17 protein-coding genes are annotated in these 19,700 nt (G+C 41.8%); 3 read left to right on the top strand and 14 right to left on the bottom strand.

Translation table 11 applies throughout. The features are described 5' to 3' along the window. Positions 1-43: 43 nt before the first annotated feature. Positions 44-469, bottom strand: a complete 426-nt coding sequence (locus C1E58_RS06500) for a TM2 domain-containing protein (protein ID WP_238142251.1) — start codon at positions 467-469, stop codon at positions 44-46. A gap of 131 nt (positions 470-600) precedes the next feature. Here C1E58_RS06500 and C1E58_RS12215 point away from each other — a divergent pair, with 131 nt between their 5' ends. Then, positions 601-990 carry a hypothetical protein gene (locus tag C1E58_RS12215; RefSeq protein WP_193441738.1) on the top strand — a complete coding sequence of 130 codons (390 nt, stop codon included), beginning with the start codon at positions 601-603 and terminating at the stop codon, positions 988-990. A gap of 125 nt (positions 991-1,115) precedes the next feature. Here the strand turns inward: C1E58_RS12215 and C1E58_RS06485 are convergent, their stop codons facing one another. From C1E58_RS06485 to C1E58_RS06475, 3 genes are all read right to left on the bottom strand, one after another. Beyond that, a complete protein-coding gene (locus tag C1E58_RS06485) occupies positions 1,116-3,803 on the bottom strand; it encodes a cation-translocating P-type ATPase (RefSeq protein WP_105209785.1) in 2,688 nt (895 codons plus the stop codon). 213 nt (positions 3,804-4,016) lie between these two features. Continuing rightward, a complete protein-coding gene (locus C1E58_RS06480) occupies positions 4,017-4,403 on the bottom strand; it encodes a DUF1934 domain-containing protein (protein ID WP_105209784.1) in 387 nt (128 codons plus the stop codon). An 11-nt stretch (positions 4,404-4,414) separates the two neighbouring features. Further along, positions 4,415-5,302 (bottom strand): sulfite exporter TauE/SafE family protein, encoded by an 888-nt coding sequence (locus C1E58_RS06475; protein WP_105209813.1) that lies wholly within the window; start codon positions 5,300-5,302, stop codon positions 4,415-4,417. A 99-nt stretch (positions 5,303-5,401) separates the two neighbouring features. On the opposite strand from C1E58_RS06475, the gene C1E58_RS06470 reads away from it, so the two are divergent. Beyond that, complete coding sequence (locus C1E58_RS06470; protein WP_105209783.1) at positions 5,402-6,715, top strand: HD domain-containing protein; 1,314 nt, start codon at positions 5,402-5,404, stop codon at positions 6,713-6,715. Then, positions 6,705-7,514 (top strand): sugar-phosphatase, encoded by an 810-nt coding sequence (yidA, locus tag C1E58_RS06465; protein ID WP_105209782.1) that lies wholly within the window; start codon positions 6,705-6,707, stop codon positions 7,512-7,514. The genes C1E58_RS06470 and yidA overlap by 11 nt, the downstream gene beginning before the upstream one ends. A 64-nt stretch (positions 7,515-7,578) precedes the next feature. Here yidA and tpiA read toward each other — a convergent pair whose 3' ends face one another. The 10 genes from tpiA to C1E58_RS06415 all read right to left on the bottom strand — a co-directional run bounded on the left by tpiA (position 7,579) and on the right by C1E58_RS06415 (position 19,611). Continuing rightward, a complete protein-coding gene (tpiA, locus tag C1E58_RS06460; protein ID WP_004298713.1) occupies positions 7,579-8,331 on the bottom strand; it encodes a triose-phosphate isomerase in 753 nt (250 codons plus the stop codon). Positions 8,332-8,458: 127 nt separating this feature from the next. Continuing rightward, positions 8,459-9,556: an LD-carboxypeptidase LdcB/DacB gene (gene ldcB / locus C1E58_RS12615; protein WP_269088932.1), complete on the bottom strand. Its 1,098-nt coding sequence runs from the start codon at positions 9,554-9,556 to the stop codon at positions 8,459-8,461. A gap of 320 nt (positions 9,557-9,876) precedes the next feature. Beyond that, positions 9,877-11,073 (bottom strand): elongation factor Tu, encoded by a 1,197-nt coding sequence (tuf, locus tag C1E58_RS06450; RefSeq protein WP_024531546.1) that lies wholly within the window; start codon positions 11,071-11,073, stop codon positions 9,877-9,879. A gap of 220 nt (positions 11,074-11,293) precedes the next feature. Next, the gene (locus C1E58_RS06445; RefSeq protein ID WP_105209781.1) at positions 11,294-12,847 is read right to left on the bottom strand and encodes a GBS Bsp-like repeat-containing protein; all 1,554 of its coding nucleotides are present in this window, start codon (positions 12,845-12,847) and stop codon (positions 11,294-11,296) included. Between the two features lie 234 nt (positions 12,848-13,081). Then, positions 13,082-14,068 carry an anti sigma factor C-terminal domain-containing protein gene (locus tag C1E58_RS06440; protein ID WP_105209780.1) on the bottom strand — a complete coding sequence of 329 codons (987 nt, stop codon included), beginning with the start codon at positions 14,066-14,068 and terminating at the stop codon, positions 13,082-13,084. Beyond that, on the bottom strand, positions 14,049-14,552 hold the full coding sequence (locus C1E58_RS06435) for an RNA polymerase sigma factor (RefSeq protein WP_105209779.1): 504 nt from the start codon (positions 14,550-14,552) through the stop codon (positions 14,049-14,051). The genes C1E58_RS06440 and C1E58_RS06435 overlap by 20 nt, the downstream gene beginning before the upstream one ends. A 112-nt stretch (positions 14,553-14,664) precedes the next feature. Then, complete coding sequence (gene ppc / locus C1E58_RS06430; RefSeq protein WP_105124679.1) at positions 14,665-17,361, bottom strand: phosphoenolpyruvate carboxylase; 2,697 nt, start codon at positions 17,359-17,361, stop codon at positions 14,665-14,667. Positions 17,362-17,381: 20 nt separating this feature from the next. Further along, positions 17,382-18,596, bottom strand: a complete 1,215-nt coding sequence (gene ftsW, locus C1E58_RS06425) for a cell division peptidoglycan polymerase FtsW (RefSeq protein WP_105114285.1) — start codon at positions 18,594-18,596, stop codon at positions 17,382-17,384. 149 nt (positions 18,597-18,745) lie between these two features. After that, entirely contained in the window at positions 18,746-19,111 is a 366-nt protein-coding gene (locus C1E58_RS06420; protein WP_105209778.1) for a DUF4430 domain-containing protein, read from the bottom strand. Next, on the bottom strand, positions 19,108-19,611 hold the full coding sequence (locus C1E58_RS06415; RefSeq protein WP_105209777.1) for an ECF transporter S component: 504 nt from the start codon (positions 19,609-19,611) through the stop codon (positions 19,108-19,110). Before C1E58_RS06415 ends, C1E58_RS06420 begins: the two co-directional genes overlap by 4 nt. Positions 19,612-19,700: the final 89 nt, after the last annotated feature.

Here is a 19,700-nt window from a genome sequence, read left to right as displayed (position 1 = left end):
AGGATAGAAAAAGAAGGTCTAACAAACCTCCTTCCTCATTCTATTAAGAAAATGTTCGATTGCCATACTGAAAGGCTTTGAATTGCTGAATCTGAGCCATAAGCCGTTGGTAATTCGCTTCCTTACAAGCCTTCATAATCAAAAAGCAGTCAATGAATTTCCATAGATACAAACCCATAAACAAGAGTATCCCCACCAGAATAAAAAGGGTAATAAAGGCTACTCCAAAGATAATCAACTTGACCGAACCCAAACGTTTGTCCCCTATATAGAAACGGTCTACACCGAACTCTCCAAAAAAGATGGCTAAGATAAGGGCTATTAGGGGTTGGCGCAACTCAACCATCATCAGTGCGTTCAAAGCTCCCTCGTCTAAATCCTCTAATTCTTTCTGAAGAAGAATCAACTTGTCAGAGGGTAAATAACTACTCTTACTAAATACATAATTTTGCAGATAATTCATATCCATCTCACCTCTTAAAAAATTATAGCAGTTTCTTGGTGAACAGGCAAGCACCGACCAATTTTTCAGCTTAGAAATCGTTTACAAGAAACCGTCATTTTGCTACAATAAACATAGAAACTGAAAAGAGGTGTCCTATGCGTGTAACGATTTCTTATCCAAAAAATCCCAAACAAGCTGCTACTAACAAACTTCCCATTCTAATGGATGGAAAGATCGCTGGAACCCTTACCCAAGGAAAAATTCTCAGCCTACCCCTTCAACATCCAACAGCTACAATCAGTGTAGGAGGAGATAAAAAGTCAGCCATTCAAGTAAAAGAAAATGACAGAGTTCAAATCAAGGAAAATAGTAAATACTTCATTCTCTACTATTTCAGCTTGGCTATCTTACCAATCACCATATTATTTAACATACCAACACTTGTCAAAACTACGCTCCTCATCCTGGCACTAGTCATCACTTTGTTGGGACAAGTAATCTTCCCAAAATACCTTATCAGTACAGAAAAAAGCTCAGACCACTAAATCTGAGCTTTTTCAAATGATATAGTCTTCAGTTTGCTTTTAGTACAAGGCAACGAGTCGCAGGCTGTACTGAAGTACGGCAAGGCGAGTTAACGAAGTAATAAAAGATAAACTGAATAACTATATTAGATAGCTTTTTCATCTAAGCCCAACTTACGTTGCACAAATTTGACAATTTCAACAACGACAACCATGAGGCCTGAACCAATAATGGCTACCAACCATTGAGTTGGAGTCAAGATTGAAACCTTGAAGAAGGTATTGAATCCTGGAATTACCAAGGTTGCCATCAAGAGCAAGAAGGCAGCTACGATAGACCAGTTAAAGAGTTTATTCTTAAATGGACCAACGGTAAAGATAGATTGGTATACAGACTTAACGTTGAAGGCATGCACCAACTGGATCAAACCAAGCGTCAAGTAAGCCATGGTCAAAGCATCTGCGTGGATAGCGTGATCGTCACCCGCATGCTCTGGATAAAGAAGGGCAAAGCCATAAACACCCAAAACAAGAGCGGTTTGAAGGATACCTTGGTAAACGATAGAACTCAATACACCACCTGAGAAGAAGCTTGAGTTACGTCCACGAGGTTTGTGGTGCATAACACCTGGCTCAGCAGGCTCAACACCAAGGGCAATCGCTGGCAGTGTATCTGTTACCAAGTTAATCCAAAGAAGATGAACTGGCTCCAATACGTCCCAACCAAAGAGGGTTGCAAGGAAGATACACAATACTTCAGCTGTGTTAGCTGACAAGAGATATTGGATGGTTTTTTGGATGTTTGAGAAGACCTTACGTCCTTCTTCCACCGCCACAATGATAGTTGCAAAGTTGTCATCTGCAAGGACCATATCAGAGGCACCTTTAGAAACCTCCGTACCTGTGATACCCATACCGATACCGATGTCGGCTGTCTTCAATGATGGTGCATCGTTTACACCGTCACCAGTCATGGCAACAACCTTACCATCATTTTGCCAAGCCTTAACGATACGAACCTTGTGTTCTGGAGATACACGCGCATATACAGAATATTGCTTGAAGACTTTTTGGAATTCTTCATCTGTCAATTCATTGAGCTCTGCACCAGTAAATACATGGTCTTCTGTATCGTTTGGATCGATGATACCAAGACGTTTTGCAATCGCCTCAGCTGTATCCTGGTGGTCACCTGTAATCATGATTGGACGGATACCCGCTTCCTTAGCGACACGAACAGCTTCTGCTGCTTCAGGACGCTCAGGGTCAATCATACCAACCAAGCCTGAGAATACTAGGTCATTTTCAAGGACTTCAGATTCCAATTCAGGAATAGCATCCACATACTTGTAAGCCATCATCAAGACACGAAGAGCTTGTTTAGCTAATTCCTTGTTGGTTGCAAGGATAGCTTGCTTATCCGCATCTGTAATCGGACGAATTGTGCCGTTTTCTTCAATTTGCGTTACACGTTTGAGCAACTGGTCTGGAGCACCCTTAACAGCTACGAAGAAGTTTCCAGCAGCTTGCTGATGAACAGTTGACATCAATTTACGTGTTGAGTCAAATGGCAACTCTGCCACACGAGGCTCAGAAACCAAGACTTCACGAACGTCAAAGTTTTGATCCAAACCAAATTGAACAAGTGCTGTTTCAGTTGGGTCACCAATCAATTTACCAGTTGGGTCAACCTTAGTATCGTTGGCAAAGTTCATAACACGAAGCGTTGTATTGCTTGCGTCCAAAGCTTCTTTAGCATCCACTAATTGACCGTTTGTATAGACTTTCTCAACAGTCATCTGGTTCATAGTCAAAGTACCAGTTTTATCTGATGCAATGATTTCAGTTGAACCAAGTGTTTCAACCGCTGGTAACTTACGGATGATGGAGTTACGCTTAGCCAAGACCTGTGTACCAAGAGAAAGGACAACTGTTACGATTGCTGGCAAACCTTCTGGAATAGCCGCAACCGCAAGGGCTACAGATGTCATAAGGGCAGGCAAGATACCTTCACCACGTACAAATACTGAAACAGCCATTGTAATCACAGCGATCACCAATACTGCATAGGTCAAGACCTTAGACAACTGGTGTAAGTTTTGTTTCAATGGTGTGTCTGTCTCATCTGCATTGGCAAGCATGCCTGCGATGTGACCAACTTCCGTGTACATACCTGTGTTTGTAACCACACCAAGACCACGTCCGTAAGTCACGTTTGAGTTTTGGTAGGCCATGTTGACACGGTCACCGATTGGTGCATCTTCAGCCAAAACTGCTGACAAATCCTTATCAACCGGTACAGATTCACCTGTAAGGGCCGCTTCTTCGATTTTGAGGGAGTTGGCTTCTAGCAAGCGCATATCCGCTGGAACAACGTCACCTGCCTCAAGCAAGACGATATCACCTGGAACCAAGTCTTTCGAATCAACCTCAACAACGTGACTATCACGAAGGGCACGTGCGACAGGACTTGACATGTTCTTCAGCGCTTCAATAGCTGCTTCTGCTTGACCTTCTTGGTAAACACCAAAGGCAGCGTTAAGGATAACCACCGCTAAGATGATGATAGCATCCGTCAAACCGTGCGAACCTTCTGTAATCACCGTCAAGAGTGCTGCTGCAATCAAGATGATGATCATCAAGTCCTTAAACTGATCCAAGAATTTTGCCAAGAGTGTACGCTTTTCACCCTCATCCAATTCATTACGACCATAGTCTGCTAGACGTTTGCTAGCTTCGCTGCTAGACAAACCATCTAAAGAAGACTCCATGCTTGACAATACTTGCTCTTCGCTTTGTGTATAAAACAAATCGCGTTTTTGTTCTTTTGACAATTTCCTTCTCCTTTTCGGCCCCTTCTCTACCTTTTACAATAAAAAAGAGACCTGTTTTATTAAAACAAGTCTCGCTATTTAAGATAGTGCCGGAAACGATTTTCGGAATGACGACACTACCACGGAAAAATCCGTTAGCTACTCCCTCGATTTGCTAACTATTATAACAAATTTCTAGGGAATTTCAAAGAATATTTTCTATGAAAACGTTTTTCATTTCCAAGCAATCATCATCCTATAGCTAGCAAATTTCTGCTGATGTTCAAGCCCCTTTAAGTCATAATGGAGGGCTAGTTCTTGCAGTTCAGCACTCATCTGATATAGGCTGGTTTGTGTGACAAAATGCTGGATCCCCATAGGTGTGGGAATGGTTACAATAGCTTCTTGTTCCTTCACAAATCGCATGATAGACTTGGGATTGGAAAAACGTGTCATTATCAGTTCGTTTTCATCACACTTGATGACAACCTTTTCAGCCTCATCATTCTGATAAATGAGATAGACTTTGCCTTCTTTTTCCTTCACTTCTACAGGAAAAGTCTGGTCTATCACTTCCAACTGTCCATCTAAATCAATTTCATTCCGTAGATGAATCTGCATGGCTCCTCCTATTATTTTTTAATATTAGTAATGAATGATGAACGAAGTAGGGTCAGACCTGTATAGGCTGCGATAAAGACAACCAAGATTTTCAAATTATTGATGTCTAGGTTGGATAGGAAGAAGGCTGCTGTTAAAACCCCTAAAACACCACCTACAATAATACCTGGCACCCCTGGCCAGTTGACCCGACCAGACTGGATAAATTGCTTGGCACCAGCAGACAACATCATGGCAGCATTCAACATCATAACAGGAAGGGCCACAGCTGGACTAATGCCCATCAGTGAGAAGAAAATCAGCTCTGGCGCATAGTTGCCCAAGCCCATACTCAAAAGCATACCGATAAAGAAGTCAAAGACAATCCCGACTAGCAACTTCCAACCTGTCAAACCGCGGACATCATTAGCCAAATCCGCACCAGGATTGGTCAGCATCCGATAAACCATAATTCCTGCTGCAATGATTAGCAAAATCCCCAAGACACGTTGAACTTTTCGTGTATCCCAATGTTGCGTCACACGGGCACCAACCGAAGCACCTGTAAAGGCCGCGATAGCAAGGGAAATCAGGGTTGTCATCTCCACTTCTACAATGGTGATAAAGAGCAATGCTTCCAACAAGATAGGAATGATATGGGCCGTCGTCATGGTTGCTGGAATCCGTCGGTCGTCATCTATCAATTTTGTCGCCTTCAGCAAACTTGTGGTTGTAGCGAAGGTACCAATCCCCAAGGTATCCAACAAGTCTGTCACATAACCAATGGCAAAGCCTGTCCAAAATCTGTCCGTCAAGGAAATCTTATTCTTCCGAGCATAGCTAACAATCAAGTAAAGCATCCAAGCAATCATCCCCACAAGGATGAACTGGATAGCATGTAAAATAAGTTTATTTGTCATTTCTCCATTATACTCAAAAGACAGTCTTTGGTACATAGCAATATCCTTGTTTTATGAGAAAAAATCCGAAATTCTGACAATTTTTGGTATAATAAAAGCATGATAGAAAAAGTTTTTCGTGACCCCGTCCATAATTATGTTCATGTTGACCATGAACTGATTTACAAACTCATCAATACAAAGGAATTTCAGCGACTACGCCGCATCAAGCAACTAGGAACCACTTCCTATACCTTCCATGGTGGCGAGCATAGCCGCTTTTCGCACTGCCTGGGTGCCTATGAAATTGCCCGACGAATTACAGAAAAATTTGAAGAGAAGTATCCCCAGCTCTGGAACCCTTCAGAAAGCCTGATAACCATGGTCGCTGCCCTCTTGCACGATATTGGACACGGCGCCTACTCCCATACCTTTGAGCGCCTCTTTGATACCGACCACGAAGAAATGACCTGTGCCATTATTACCAGTCCTGAAACGGAAGTCAATAGTCTATTGAAACAGATTGCACCTGATTTCCCTGATAAAATTGCCTCCGTCATCAACCACACCTATCCCAATAAACAGGTGGTTCAACTGATTTCCAGTCAAATTGACGTTGACCGTATGGATTACCTATTGAGAGACTCCTATTTTACAGGAGCAAATTATGGCGAATTTGACTTGACCCGCATTTTGCGTGTTATCCGACCCACAGAAAACGGCATTGCCTTCAAGGAATCCGGTATGCACGCTGTGGAAGACTATGTCCTTAGCCGTTACCAAATGTATATGCAGGTCTACTTCCATCCTGCCAGTCGTTCTATGGAAGTTTTATTACAGAACTTGCTCAATCGGGCAAAATTACTCTATAAGAGCGAGCAAGACTTTTTTGCTCGAACCTCTCCCCGTCTCCTGCCCTTTTTTGAACACCGTGTCAGCTTGTCTGACTATCTAGCCCTGGATGACGGAGTGATGAATACCTATTTCCAATCTTGGATTGATGGTCCCGATCATATTTTATCCGACCTGGCCCAGCGCTACATCAACCGAAAAGTCTTCAAATCCATCACCTTTAAGGTAGAAAACGAAGAAGAACTCAATCAACTTCGTAGCTTGGTCGCCGATGTTGGCTTTGACCCTGAATATTATACAGCCATCCATCATAATTTTGACCTGCCTTACGATATTTACCGTCCCCATGCTGAAAAGAAACGGACGCAGATTGAGATTTATCGCAAGGATGACACCAAGGTCGAACTATCCACCTTATCGCCTATTGTCCACTCTCTTTCTGGAACCATCCATGGTGATAGCCGCTTCTATTTCCCAAAAGAAATGCTGGAAGATACTGGGATTTTCAGCCCACAAACTGCTGATTTTATCAGCCATATTCACAACGATCAATTTACAACTGGAGAAAACCATGTCAATTAAACTCGTCGCCATCGACATCGATGGTACCCTCTTAAATAGCCAACACGAAATCACACCTGAGGTCTTTTCAGCCATCCAGGATGCCAAAAAAGCAGGTGTGAAAATTGTCATTGCCACAGGTCGCCCCATCTCTGGTGTTCGTACAATTTTGGAAGAACTCCATCTAAATGAGGTTGGCGACTATGTTATTACCTTTAACGGTGGTCTTGTTCAAGACGCTGCCACTGGTGAGGATATTGTCAAAGATCCCTTGTCCTACGACGATTATCTGGACATCGAATTAGCTGCCCGCAAACTCAAGCTTCCTATGCATGCCAGTACAAAAGAGGGCATGTATACTGCCAACCGCAATATTGGGAAATATACCATTTATGAATCCATGCTAGTCAGCTCGCCTGTCTTCTACCGAACTCCAGAGGAGATGGCTGACAAGGAAATCATTAAGGTCATGATGGTAGACGAGGCAGACATTCTTGACGCTGCCATCCCACAACTGCCTGCTAGCCTAACTGACAAATACAATGTTGCCAAATCTGCACCATTTTATTTGGAAATCACCCCTAAAACAGTTAACAAGGGACAGGCTATCATCCAATTAGCTGAAAAATTGGGGCTGACCATGGACCAAACCATGGCCATCGGTGACCAAGAAAATGACCGTTCCATGCTTGAAGTTGTCGGTAACCCTGTGGTCATGGAAAACGGAAATCCAGAACTTAAAAAAATTGCCAAATACATTACCAAATCCAATGACGAGAGCGGAGTCGCCCATGCTCTCAGAGAATGGGTACTCAAATAACCTATTACAGTCACAAAAAAAAGACATCGGATTGTTGCACCCGATGTCTTTTTCTATGCTCTTATTAGAAGTTCAACAAAGCCAAGAAGCTTTCTGCTTCAAGTGAAGCTCCACCAACAAGCGCACCGTCAACGTCTGGACAAGCCATGTATTCAGCAACGTTTGATGGGTTTACAGAACCACCGTATTGAACGCGAACCTTGTCAGCCACTTCTTGACCGAAGTCAGCTGCAACAACGTCACGAACTGCTTTACACATGTTTTGTGCATCATCTTTAGTAGCTGACTTACCAGTACCGATTGCCCAGATTGGCTCATAAGCGATAACAAGTGATGCAACTTGCTCAGCAGTCAAGTCTTTCAAAGCTGCAGAAACTTGCGCACCTACGAATTCCACTGCTTTACCAGCTTCATAGGTTTCAAGTGACTCACCACAGCAGATGATTGGAGTCAAACCGTTGCGGAAGATAGCGTGAGCTTTTTTGTTGATGTCTTCGTCAGTTTCATGGAAGTAATCACGACGCTCTGAGTGACCAATAACAACGTAGTTAACGCCCATTTCAGCCAATACTTTTGGAGATGTTTCACCAGTGAAGGCACCAGCATCTTCAAAGTAGCAGTTTTGAGCAGCAACTTTCAATTCAGAATCTTTAGCGAACCACAAGAGAGCGTTCAAATCTACAGCTGGTGCTGCGATAGCTGCTTCAATTTTGTCGCCAGCAGGCAATTTTCCTGCAATAGCCTCAACGAAAGCTTGTGCTTCCTGAGGATTTTTGTTCATTTTCCAGTTTCCTGCAATGATTGGTTTACGTGACATTTCACATACCTCTTCTTAAAATTTTTTACAGTCCCTATTATAGCATATTTTTAAAAAAGATTAAAGTACAATATGGAATTCCCAAGCCCGTATTTAGCAACCTGAGACTACGGACTTCTACTCTTGTTTACTGATAATCTCCACCTGTAATCTCAAAATATTCCTCAAGCGTTAGACCTGAATGATAAATATCAGCCGCTTCCTGACCAACATATCGAACATGCCACTCCTCATGCATATAACCTGTTATCGCTTCTTTTCCAGGAAGATACCTTATGATAAAACCATATTCATGAGCGTGTTTGGCTAACCATTGAGCTGCTTCTCCCTGCAAAAGTTCCCCTTGACCATTCAAAATATCAAAAGCTAGACCAGTTTGATGCTCACTATACCCAGGACGAGCAGAATAACGATCCGCTGCCGATCGTCCCTCCTGAGCAACATAATTATTATATAGGGAATCCTGTAGACTATAACTTCTAAAACCACTATAAGAATGACTTATTGAAAATCCGAGCTGACGCATTTGATTAGTCAGAGTTAGGAAAGCTGCCTTTGCCTCAGCGTTTTCACCCGGGCTATATTGACTGTTGACAGGATATTTTTTGTTGACAATTGGAACATACCCATATTTACCTCTTACATAATAGTAATAACCATTATATAAGACATTCGATACATATTGGGTCTGCATCGGATTCCCTAAACTCTCGGCAAAAAATGCCTCACCTTCTTGTTTCCAACCATGATTTGGCAAGATACTATACTCATTAAAATCAGTAGTCCAATGATGTAAACCACGTAATGCAGGATTATAAACACGATAAATCGGTGTGCTACCCCCAGAATAAAAAACTGGATTCCCAGCATTATCTAACTGCCACCCATGATAGGTTGTCAATACCCTTACCTCATTTAAATCCATTGTATATAAATGATTTTGCAGTCCATGATTATATAAGCGATAAACAGCATTTCCCGAACTAGGAGCATACCAGGCTACTCCCTCATAGCCCCAATGATGTTGCTGATACAGTACATCTTTTTCGTTAGCATCGATTGTATAAAGATGTTCCCCATTTTCATAATTATATAATCTGTAAATAGCATGACTCTCTCCTGCTGTTCCCGACTGATTATCTAGAGCGAAGACCATATGGGAAGAAAATAGAGAAAGGCTACAAAAACTAAATAATAGCATAAAGTAAAAACGTATTTTTCTCATAATATCTCTCCTTTCACTTTATTGTATCATACCTTCTCATAGATCATGAAATGTTTTCGAAAAATAGTAATCTATAACGAAAGCCTTTCCTACTAATTTTTTATAAATCTATCTACATTTATCGACTTGCGCATAGAAGCACTCTCTTAAGTATATTAAGAACTCAAAATCTACATAAAACCGAATGATCTATACTGGTATTACAGATAGGAGCTAGAAATAGTATCGGTATTTGTTACAGAAAAAACCCTCTACCCGAGAGTAGAGAGTTACAATTTAGTTGTCTGACTATAATTGTTATTTCTGGGAACTCAATCGAATTAAGCTTCGATTTCTGTAACCATACCTGAACCAACAGTACGTCCACCTTCACGGATAGAGAAAGTAGTACCTTGTTCAACGGCGATTGGGTGGATCAATTCAACGTCGATAGTAACGTTATCACCAGGCATTACCATTTCAGTACCTTCTGGCAATTTGATTGAACCAGTTACGTCAGTTGTACGGAAGTAGAACTGTGGACGGTAGTTGTCGAAGAATGGAGTGTGACGTCCACCTTCTTCTTTAGTAAGGATGTAAACTTCACCTTTGAATTTAGTGTGTGGGTTGATTGAACCTGGTTTAGAGATAACTTGACCACGTTCGATTTCATCACGTTGAACACCACGAAGAAGCACACCAACGTTATCGCCGGCAAGACCTTCGTCAAGTTGTTTACGGAACATTTCAACACCAGTAACAACTGCTTTAGATTTTTCTTCTTGAAGACCAACGATTTCGATTTCGTCGTTGACACGAACTGTACCACGGTCGATACGTCCTGAAGCTACAGTACCACGACCAGTGATTGAGAATACGTCCTCGACTGGAAGCAACAATGGTTTGTCAGTGTCGCGTTCTGGTTCTGGAATGTACTCATCAACAGTGTTCATCAATTCCATAACGATGTCTTCGTACTTAGCATCACCTTCAAGAGCTTTAAGAGCTGAACCTTGGATAACTGGAAGATCATCACCTGGGAAATCGTATTCTGAAAGAAGGTCACGGATTTCCATTTCAACCAACTCAAGCAATTCTTCGTCGTCAACCAAGTCAACTTTGTTCATGAAGACGATAAGGTGTTTAACACCAACCTGACGTGAAAGAAGGATGTGCTCACGAGTTTGTGGCATTGGACCGTCAGTTGAAGCTACTACAAGGATAGCACCGTCCATCTGAGCGGCACCAGTGATCATGTTTTTAACGTAGTCCGCGTGTCCTGGAGCGTCGATGTGAGCGTAGTGGCGTTTTTCAGTTTCGTACTCAACGTGTGCAGTGTTGATAGTGATACCGCGCTCGCGCTCTTCTGGAGCAGCATCGATAGACGCATAGTCTTTAGGTTGGTTAACTGATGAAGGCAAGCGACGTGCCAATACAGTTGTGATAGCTGCAGTCAAAGTAGTTTTACCGTGGTCAACGTGTCCAATTGTACCAATGTTAACGTGTGGTTTACTACGATCGTATTTTTCTTTTGCCATTTTGGTAAAAGCCTCCAATAAAATATATTTTATAGATAGACAGTAGGCAATACGGTCTAACTTTACCTTACTATTCTATCAAATTGTAGCAGAAATGCAAGCATTTTCTATCTTTTTTGTTATTTATTGCCAGAAAGTCCTTTTTTCTAGCTTCCCAGACCAGCAATAACTCGCCAGCAAGTCCTGCTGACGAGTCAGTTATATCAGTAACTAGCTGGTTCTAGTTATCAATTTTGACGTAACGACGAACACCACTATAAGACAAATAGGAAATCCACTGATGACCGTCTGATTCTATTTTTTTATCGTAATTGACTTTCTCTCCCTTTTCAAATGTGAACTGCGTTATTGCACCTTCCTTAGCTTCATTTTTTACAGCAACCTGTTTGGTAAAATGATAAGTTCCTTGGTCTGCTAATTTCTCTACCTGTGTCGCTTGGGATGAACCCGCAACGGATGCTTTGGTTTGAGTTGTGGTTACACCAACTAGCTTTCCATCGTTTTCTACATAGTAAAGGTGAGCGTGATAGACTCCTTGTTCATTCTTATGCGTAGTTAGAGAAACCGATACCTTATAATTTCCGTTGGCTTGGCGGACGGCATCATACCAAACAATATCATTTTGACCTTCCTGTTCTGACCAGACCGGCACTTTCACCGCTTTGATTCCCTGGCTATCCGATACATTAGAAATCTCGATATCAAAACCTGTACTTGTCTGATTTTGGATTGTCAATTGACCTGTCGGAGTACTTGTTTGTGTTGTTACTGGCTGACCAGCGACAGACTGAACTGAACTTGAAAGTTTTCCCAAATCGACATAACGTCGAACACCACTATAAGACAAATAGGAAATCCACTGATGACCGTCTGATTCTATTTTTTTATCGTAATTGACTTTCTCTCCCTTTTCAAATGTGAACTGTGTTATTGCACCTTCCTTAGCTTCATTTTTTACAGCAACCTGTTTGGTAAAATGATAAGTTCCTTGGTCTGCTAATTTCTCTACCTGTGTCGCTTGGGATGAACCCGCAACTGATGCTTTGGTTTGAGTTGTGGTTACACCAACTAGCTTTCCATCGTTTTCTACATAGTAAAGGTGAGCGTGATAGACTCCTTGTTCATTCTTATGCGTAGTTAGAGAAACCGATACCTTATAATTTCCGTTGGCTTGGCGGACGGCATCATACCAAACAATATCATTTTGACCTTCCTGTTCTGACCAGACCGGCACTTTCACCGCTTTGATTCCCTGGCTATCCGATACATTAGAAACCTCGATATCAAAACCTGTACTTGTCTGATTTTGGATTGTCAACTGACCTGTCGGAGTACTTGCCTGTGCTGGTGGACTGGTAACTGTTACTGGTAAAGTTCGAGTAGCCTCTACTACCGAAGTTTCCTGTGGGGAGGGTTCCTGACTGGTAGTAGTGCTAGGCTTTTCTTGACTTGAAGCTACTGGAGAAACTTGACTTTCCGAAGTCAGAGTATGACTGCTCTCCACACCAGACGCCTGTCCCTCTGTCTGGCTAGCAACCTTTTGTGTCTCATCTACAAGCTGAGCTGGTTCAGACTTTAGCTGAACAGCCTGGTTACTCTCTCCTACTTGTACCAGCGATAGGTTACTTGATGCAGCTGTCCCTACCTGCTCATCAGCCTTTACATCCTGTAGCCCAAAGACCAAACTAGTTCCTATCAGTACTGAAGCAGCACCCAAGGAATACTTCCGAATAGAGAAACTTTGTTTTTCTTGACCAAATCTTGTGCGGCGCATAAATCATATCCTACCTTTCTGTTATCCTTTTCACTCCTATAATATAACTATATATGTCATATTTTGAACGAAAATTGTAACATTTTTGTAATATTTGTATTGAGAAAGTAATATTCTTTCCCTTACTTATACTATTCGTAAATAGTCATGAAAAAAGAAAATTTTTTAAAAATTTTTCCAAATAAATGAAAAACCTTGTCTGAAAGCAATTCAAGCAAGGTAGTTATTCATCTATTATGGAATTTCTAACTGATAATAAGGCTGGTTTTGGACAGAAGCTCCGATACTCGAAGCATAAATCCAGTCCTTGCCCTCTAGCTGGGCAAAGTCTTCTGCTCTGCCTGTTAGGATAATGCCTGCGAACTCCAATTGGTCAATCTCTTCTTGTTTGGTGAAGTCGGTATGATCAAACTTGTCTAAAAAGATTTGCATATCTGTAACAAGTGCATATTCCCCTAAATAATGATTATACTGTTCAGCCATTTTTTTCATAGGTGTTAAAGGATTCCATGCAGTCGCCTCTGCTGGTAAATCAGCATCTGGTTTATAAACCTTTAAGTCATCTCCTTGAAAACCAAACAACTGATCCATGCGAAAATCTGCCGCGTTCATCTTAGAAGCTGTTCCAATCCAGTACCAATTCTTTTTCAAATTTTGGGGTAACATGGTCTGCAACTCGCCTAAACTATATTTTTTGTCAAAAGTGATGGCAACTTCTACTAGCTGATTGGACATTTCTTTCACTAGAGAAAGTTCTTGACTAGGGACAGTTGCAAAGTCATCTGTGTCGATCATCTCCGTATTATAGAAGAGTGGCAATTTTGACCAAGTTTGGCGATCATAGGCGATATTTCCTTTATAAGATGGACCATCCTGAGAAAAATCCAAATACGTTCCCATCCAGTCATAGTGATATTCATAGTCACCAAATGCTACTGGAACCCCTGCCAAATCTTTGTGGCGATCTGCATGGACAGCACCAGCAAATAGAGAGGTCGCTTTATAATAGTAGGTTGAATATTCAATGTTTGGATAGGCAACCTGTGACAATAATTCATGTTCTTGATAGATTTTTTCTCCATTATTAGCAGTTAAAATCTGCAAGGTCTTCAAGGTCACTCCCGTTATAAACAAGAGCCCTAGTGTAGATATACCAACTGTTTTCCATAATTGTTTTTTCTTACTTTTCTTGGTTGCAATTTCAAAAGTTTTCATATTCATACCCTTTCCCTTTTAAGTTTTTTGCTAGAAGTTTTCGACCACGGTAAAGATTGATTTTCACCAAACTCTGACTATAACCTAAGATATGGGCAATCTCTTTGACACTCATATCCTGAAAATAATAAAGGTCAATGACATGCTGATACTTGGTTGGCAAGTCTGCAACCGCCTGATAGAGCTCTTCATAGTTTTCTATGTCATAAGTTAATACATTCTCACTGGTAAAAAACTCTCTTTGTAAGATTTCGTGATAATGCTTGTCCCTCCTGTATTTATCGATGTAGGCTCTAACTGCCGAACGATAAAGCCAGGCTCGTAATTTGTCGAAAGGAAGGACAAGTTCTGCTTCTAAGATTTTCACTAGTATATCCTGGGCTATATCCTGACTATCAGCAAATGTGGCGCCAGATTTTTGCAGGTAGTAGGAAATTTCCTCGGCAATACCGATGACTTCTTTTTCATATTCATCTAATTTGATGCTCATCTCCTCCTTTCACAAATAAAACGAACGAGAACTTATTTGGTTACATTTTTTTAAATATTATATCCTTTACCGTATTAAAAAAGCAACCTCCGAAGAAGTTGCTGAGTTATTATTAACCAGAATTTCGTAAACCAGTCGCCACACCGTTGATGGTGATGTGGATGAGGTTTTCTTGTTCCTTACTGAGTTCACCACGACGAAGACGGTTAATCAGTTCAATTTGAATATAGTTGAGGACATTAAAGTATGGCATACGGTAGTCCAGACTGGCTTTGAGGAAAGGAAGTTCTGCAAGTAGCTCCTCATTTTGCTCAATAGCCAAGATAATATCCTTGGTCAACTGCCATTCATCCAAGATAATATGGAAGATATTTCGTACTTCTTCACTCTCACACATTTTCGCATACTCAAAGGCAATGTTCATGTTGGATTTGGACAAGACCATATCCACATTCGATAGAAGAGAACGGAAGAATGGCCAGCTTTCATACATTTTCTGTAATTTTGCCAAGTTTCCTGGCTCCTTATCGATAAAGCGTTTAAAGCTAGAACCAACACCATACCAACCTGGCAACATGACACGGTTTTGCGACCAGGAGAATACCCAAGGAATAGCACGGAGCCCACCGATTTCCGTGATGGTTTTACGAGCAGCTGGACGTGAACCGATATTGAGGCTAGACACCTCACGAATTGGACTAGCTGCAAAGAAGTAATCGTAGAAATGCGGATTATTGAAGACCAAGTCACGATAGATAGAGTAACTGTCTGCCACAATGGCATCCATGGTTTCTCGGTAGCCGTCAATTTCATTCGGATCGGTGATCATCTGGGTAATCATGCGGTCAAGGGTTGCCGATACCAGCATTTCCAAATTGTAATAGGCAGCGTCTTTGTTACCATACTTGTTACCAATCACTTCCCCCTGTTCTGTTAGACGAAGGCGATCTTTGATGGAACCAAATGGTTGGGAAGTGATGGCATCATAGGATGGACCTCCACCTCGGCCAACTGTCCCTCCACGACCGTGGAAGAAGGTAATATGAACACCAAATTCTCGACCAATTTCAGTTAACTCGTTCTGGGCCTTATAGAGTGTCCAACCAGATGAAAGATAGCCTCCATCCTTATTGGAATCCGAGTAGCCCAACATGATTTCTTGGTAGTATTTGTTGCCTGCAATCCAGCGTTTTGCCAAATCAAGTTGTAGATACTGGCGCATGGTAGCAGCTGCATTATCCAAGTCCTCAATGGTTTCAAAAAGTGGAACAATCTGCACACGCGCCTTGTCCATATCGACCAGCCCAACTTCTTTCAAGAGCACGGCCAGTTCTAACAAGTCAGAAACACTTTCAGAATGCGAGATAATGTGCTGTTTGATAATTTCCTCACCCAGCTTATCTTTCAATTCCCGCGCTGCAGCAAAGATAGCCAATTCTTTTTGTAACTGCTCTGATTTGGGAACATGGGTAGCAGATAAAATACGGGGATCTGTTTCCAACTGTTTCAAAAGAACATGACATTTGGCTTCTTCAGACAGACTAGAATAATTTTCTACAATGCGGGCCGACGCCAAAAGTTCTGCAACACTAGCCTCGTGAATAGAAGAATCCTGGCGCATGTCAATACTTGCCAGATAGAAACCAAAGGCTTCTACTGCTTCCAGCAATTCTGTAAAATCACCCTTGATCAAGGCGCTTGCCTTATTGTCAATCAAGGACTGTTTAATGGCAAGCAAATCTTCTTTAAATTCAGTGACATTGGCGTAGCGAACATCCGACGGCTTATTATCCACCAAATAATCGCGCGTATTGGCCAATTTCATTTGAATATAATGGAAGGCACGGCGATATGGTTCATTTTCGCGGTAAACTGAACTATCTTCTGATTTTTCAGCCAAGATTTTTACAGCTGTCGAAACCTTCACAATAGAAGTCGAGAGAGAGAAATTACGGTAGAGTTTATGGAGTTGCTCATCATAGTAATTCATGATGACTTGACACTGGGTCAAGGCTGACAATTTCAGAGTTTCTGCTGTTACGAAGGGATTGCCATCTCGGTCACCACCAATCCACATGCCCATGGTAATGGGACGAGGATTGTTGAGCACAATACCTTTTTCAGCTGCCAATCGCTTATACTCACCTTGCAACTTGGTCACGGCCTTGATAAAGGAAGAGTTGTAGTATTCCATAACGTTGGTGATTTCGTTGGTTACCTTCAACTTCTTCTCACGAATCATATCTGTCTGCATGATAATTTCGATGTAGCAACGAAGTTGGTCTTCCCACTTGGTCTTGTTAAGCAAGCCCATTTTCACATCACGGTAACGGCGAAGCAATTCATGAATATGTTTGGTCAAATCCAACATGGATTGACGTTGAACCTGGGTCGGATGGGCTGTCAAGACGGGAACAACATTGAGCTTCTCCAAGATTTCTGCTGCATTTTCCTGCTTGGCCACCATATCAATCGTCGTTGAAATTTTCCCCAGGTAATCTTGGTCAACGTTGTTTTGGTGGTTGATTTCATAGGCCAAATCCACATCTTCTGAAATATTGATTAGGAGAGGAAGAACAGCAAAGTAACGAGAAATAACTGCTAATTCTTCGTTATTTAATTGACCAATAATCTCAATCAAGGCCTGGTAATCATCCTCACGAGAGAGCTGGGACAATTCAAGGATTTTCTTGAAGGTTTCCTGAGGCATCATCTGGGCCGCTACTTCTTCAAGGATAGTGGTTAAAATCGCAATTTCTTCTTGAATGGTTTCTTTGTTATTATAGTTTTCTAATTTTTGGATAGACATATTTACTCTCTTTCCTTTATTTAGCCGATTGTGCGCTCAAGCTCTTCTTCAATCAATTTATTCTTCTCATTAGCATCAATATTAAGGACAAATGCAATACCAATCGAAATAATGAGTAGGCTAGACCCTCCTTGTGATAAGAAGGGGAAAGTAACTCCCGTCGCAGGAATAATACCAGCAATCCCACCAATATTGATAAATGTCTGAATCAGAAGCATTCCTGCAACCCCCAAGGCCATCATCGAGTTAAAGGGACTGCGAGCCCGTACACCAACAATGATGATGCGAATGATGAGGAAGAAAAGCAGGGCCAATATCAAGCTGGCTCCAACAAAGCCAAGTTCTTCTATAACGATTGAAAACACAAAGTCTGTCTGGGCTTCTGGTAGATAACCCTTTTTCTCAATAGAGTTACCCAAACCACGACCCAACCAGCCACCATTGCTCATGGCATAGAAGGAATGGGTCAACTGCAGGCCTGCACCTGTGGCATTTCCAAAGGGGTCAAAAAAGGCTGCAAAACGACGGGCGATGTAGCCAAACAGAGGAATTTTCTCAACTGTTTCGACACCCAAAATAAATATAGTTCCTAAAACAAAGCCAGATACAGCGATGATACTCAAGACCGCCGTCACAAACCATCGATAAGCGATACCGCTGACACTAATCATGACAACCATAATCAGAGCGACAATGGTAGCATTTCCCAAGTCAGGCAAGGTCGCTACCATGGCTAACAAGAGAAGGCTGACCACGCGCCAATCAGTAAATTCTCGCGGAATCCAACTTCCTTTGATTAAGGCCTGGTAGTCATAGGTCCGAATGTCCGCCTGCTGTTTGGCAAATTCATGGGCCAAATACCAGATGATAATCAACTTCAGGTATTCGGCAGGCTGTAAATTCCCCGCTCCAGGTAAGGGAATCCAACCATGTGCACCATTGATGGGCGGGAACAAACGAGAAATGGCTAAGAGAAATACTTCAAACAAAATAACCGAGTAAATAACAGCCTTTCTTCTCAAGAAGCTTAATTTCATACGGTAAATCGTATAGATAGCAAAGAGGCTGACACCCCAGAACAGCGACTGGTTAATCACCGTTCTAAAAGGATTACCCCCATTGATAATTTGCGTGGCACTGGTTGTTGAATAAACGATAATCAAGCCTATCACTGATAAGATGAGATAGGGTATGAGAATGGAATAGTTCAATAAGTGCCGCTTGTCAATCTTCATTTCTAATCCAACCTTCTTTCGAGTACTGGGTTCTATTATAGCATACTTTACACTAAATTACCCAGCATGGTCCATAAAGTAGGGGACAAGATTCGGAATTGCAGTCTGCTGACCAGACAAAAAGAAAAAGGGTTGCCCCTTTCCCCTGTCTATTCAAATGTTTCCAGATAGAATTCAATCTTATCGCCAGCTGCCACTTTCAGCTCTTCCGCTCCCTTGTCAGCCATTTGGTCATTGACCTTATACATCCAATAGGTATTGGTGCTTGGATTTTGACTAACCCCATCGATAGCTGTCACCAAGCCATTATCTTCTTCTACTTGATGGTTGTCTTCCAAAACATCCATAACACTATCACCTTGCTCAGCCGCTACTTCCTGGCTGGCTGTTTTTCCGTCTTTGGTAATTTGCAAAGTGACTGTAATCTTGGTTTCAGCTTGCTCGACAGGATTTGCTTGACAGGCAGCCAGAACCATTGTCAAGAAAAAAGTAACAATCAGAAGGATCCGTTTCATTTATAAAATCTCCTAAAAATATGGTATATGATGGGATAAAACAAGAAGGTCGAAACAGCATGAAGACTGTCAAAAAACAAGCCGTTGAGCCAAAAAATGAATGGTGCTAGGCCAAATTGCCAAGCAGATAAGATGCTGATGACAAACCCATAAACATAGACCAGGACAGCAGCTAGCAAGGACTGTAGCCAGATAGCAAAATGCTCCTTATGTAGGAAAGGTCTGACCAAGCCCCACCAAAGCAACTGAACAAGACCAAAACTCAACACTTGCCATAGGACTACTGGACCAAATCCAAATAATAAACCACTAACAACCATGGTCAGAGCCATGACTAGCCAAGCATCCATCAAACCCATATAGGAGAGAGCAACCAGAAAAATGGCTGTCAAAGGTTTTATATTGGGAAATGCTCCAAAAGCAAGGCGTAATACAATGGCTAGAGCGACCAATAAGACAATTCGACTCAGCCGTTTCACACTATCATGATATTTATCCATACAAGTTTAGACTACCCTATTATAGCCAGTCTGTCAAGAGCCTCTGCTTTTCACACATTTCAATATTATTTTTTTGATTTTTTTTGCTA

Source organism: Streptococcus suis (assembly GCF_002964575.1).
Classification (GTDB): domain Bacteria; phylum Bacillota; class Bacilli; order Lactobacillales; family Streptococcaceae; genus Streptococcus; species Streptococcus suis_R.
This window is presented reverse-complemented; position numbering and strand designations above follow the sequence as displayed.

Coding starts and splice junctions, on each gene's coding strand:
- C1E58_RS06500 (WP_238142251.1), bottom strand. CDS start 469: ATGGATATGAATTATCTGCAAAATTATGTATTTAGTAAGAGTAGTTAT.
- C1E58_RS12215 (WP_193441738.1), top strand. CDS start 601: ATGCGTGTAACGATTTCTTATCCAAAAAATCCCAAACAAGCTGCTACT.
- C1E58_RS06480 (WP_105209784.1), bottom strand. CDS start 4,403: ATGCAGATTCATCTACGGAATGAAATTGATTTAGATGGACAGTTGGAA.
- C1E58_RS06475 (WP_105209813.1), bottom strand. CDS start 5,302: ATGACAAATAAACTTATTTTACATGCTATCCAGTTCATCCTTGTGGGG.
- C1E58_RS06470 (WP_105209783.1), top strand. CDS start 5,402: ATGATAGAAAAAGTTTTTCGTGACCCCGTCCATAATTATGTTCATGTT.
- yidA (WP_105209782.1), top strand. CDS start 6,705: ATGTCAATTAAACTCGTCGCCATCGACATCGATGGTACCCTCTTAAAT.
- tpiA (WP_004298713.1), bottom strand. CDS start 8,331: ATGTCACGTAAACCAATCATTGCAGGAAACTGGAAAATGAACAAAAAT.
- ldcB (WP_269088932.1), bottom strand. CDS start 9,556: ATGAGAAAAATACGTTTTTACTTTATGCTATTATTTAGTTTTTGTAGC.
- tuf (WP_024531546.1), bottom strand. CDS start 11,073: ATGGCAAAAGAAAAATACGATCGTAGTAAACCACACGTTAACATTGGT.
- C1E58_RS06445 (WP_105209781.1), bottom strand. CDS start 12,847: ATGCGCCGCACAAGATTTGGTCAAGAAAAACAAAGTTTCTCTATTCGG.
- C1E58_RS06440 (WP_105209780.1), bottom strand. CDS start 14,068: ATGAATATGAAAACTTTTGAAATTGCAACCAAGAAAAGTAAGAAAAAA.
- C1E58_RS06435 (WP_105209779.1), bottom strand. CDS start 14,552: ATGAGCATCAAATTAGATGAATATGAAAAAGAAGTCATCGGTATTGCC.
- ppc (WP_105124679.1), bottom strand. CDS start 17,361: ATGTCTATCCAAAAATTAGAAAACTATAATAACAAAGAAACCATTCAA.
- ftsW (WP_105114285.1), bottom strand. CDS start 18,596: ATGAAGATTGACAAGCGGCACTTATTGAACTATTCCATTCTCATACCC.
- C1E58_RS06420 (WP_105209778.1), bottom strand. CDS start 19,111: ATGAAACGGATCCTTCTGATTGTTACTTTTTTCTTGACAATGGTTCTG.
- C1E58_RS06415 (WP_105209777.1), bottom strand. CDS start 19,611: ATGGATAAATATCATGATAGTGTGAAACGGCTGAGTCGAATTGTCTTA.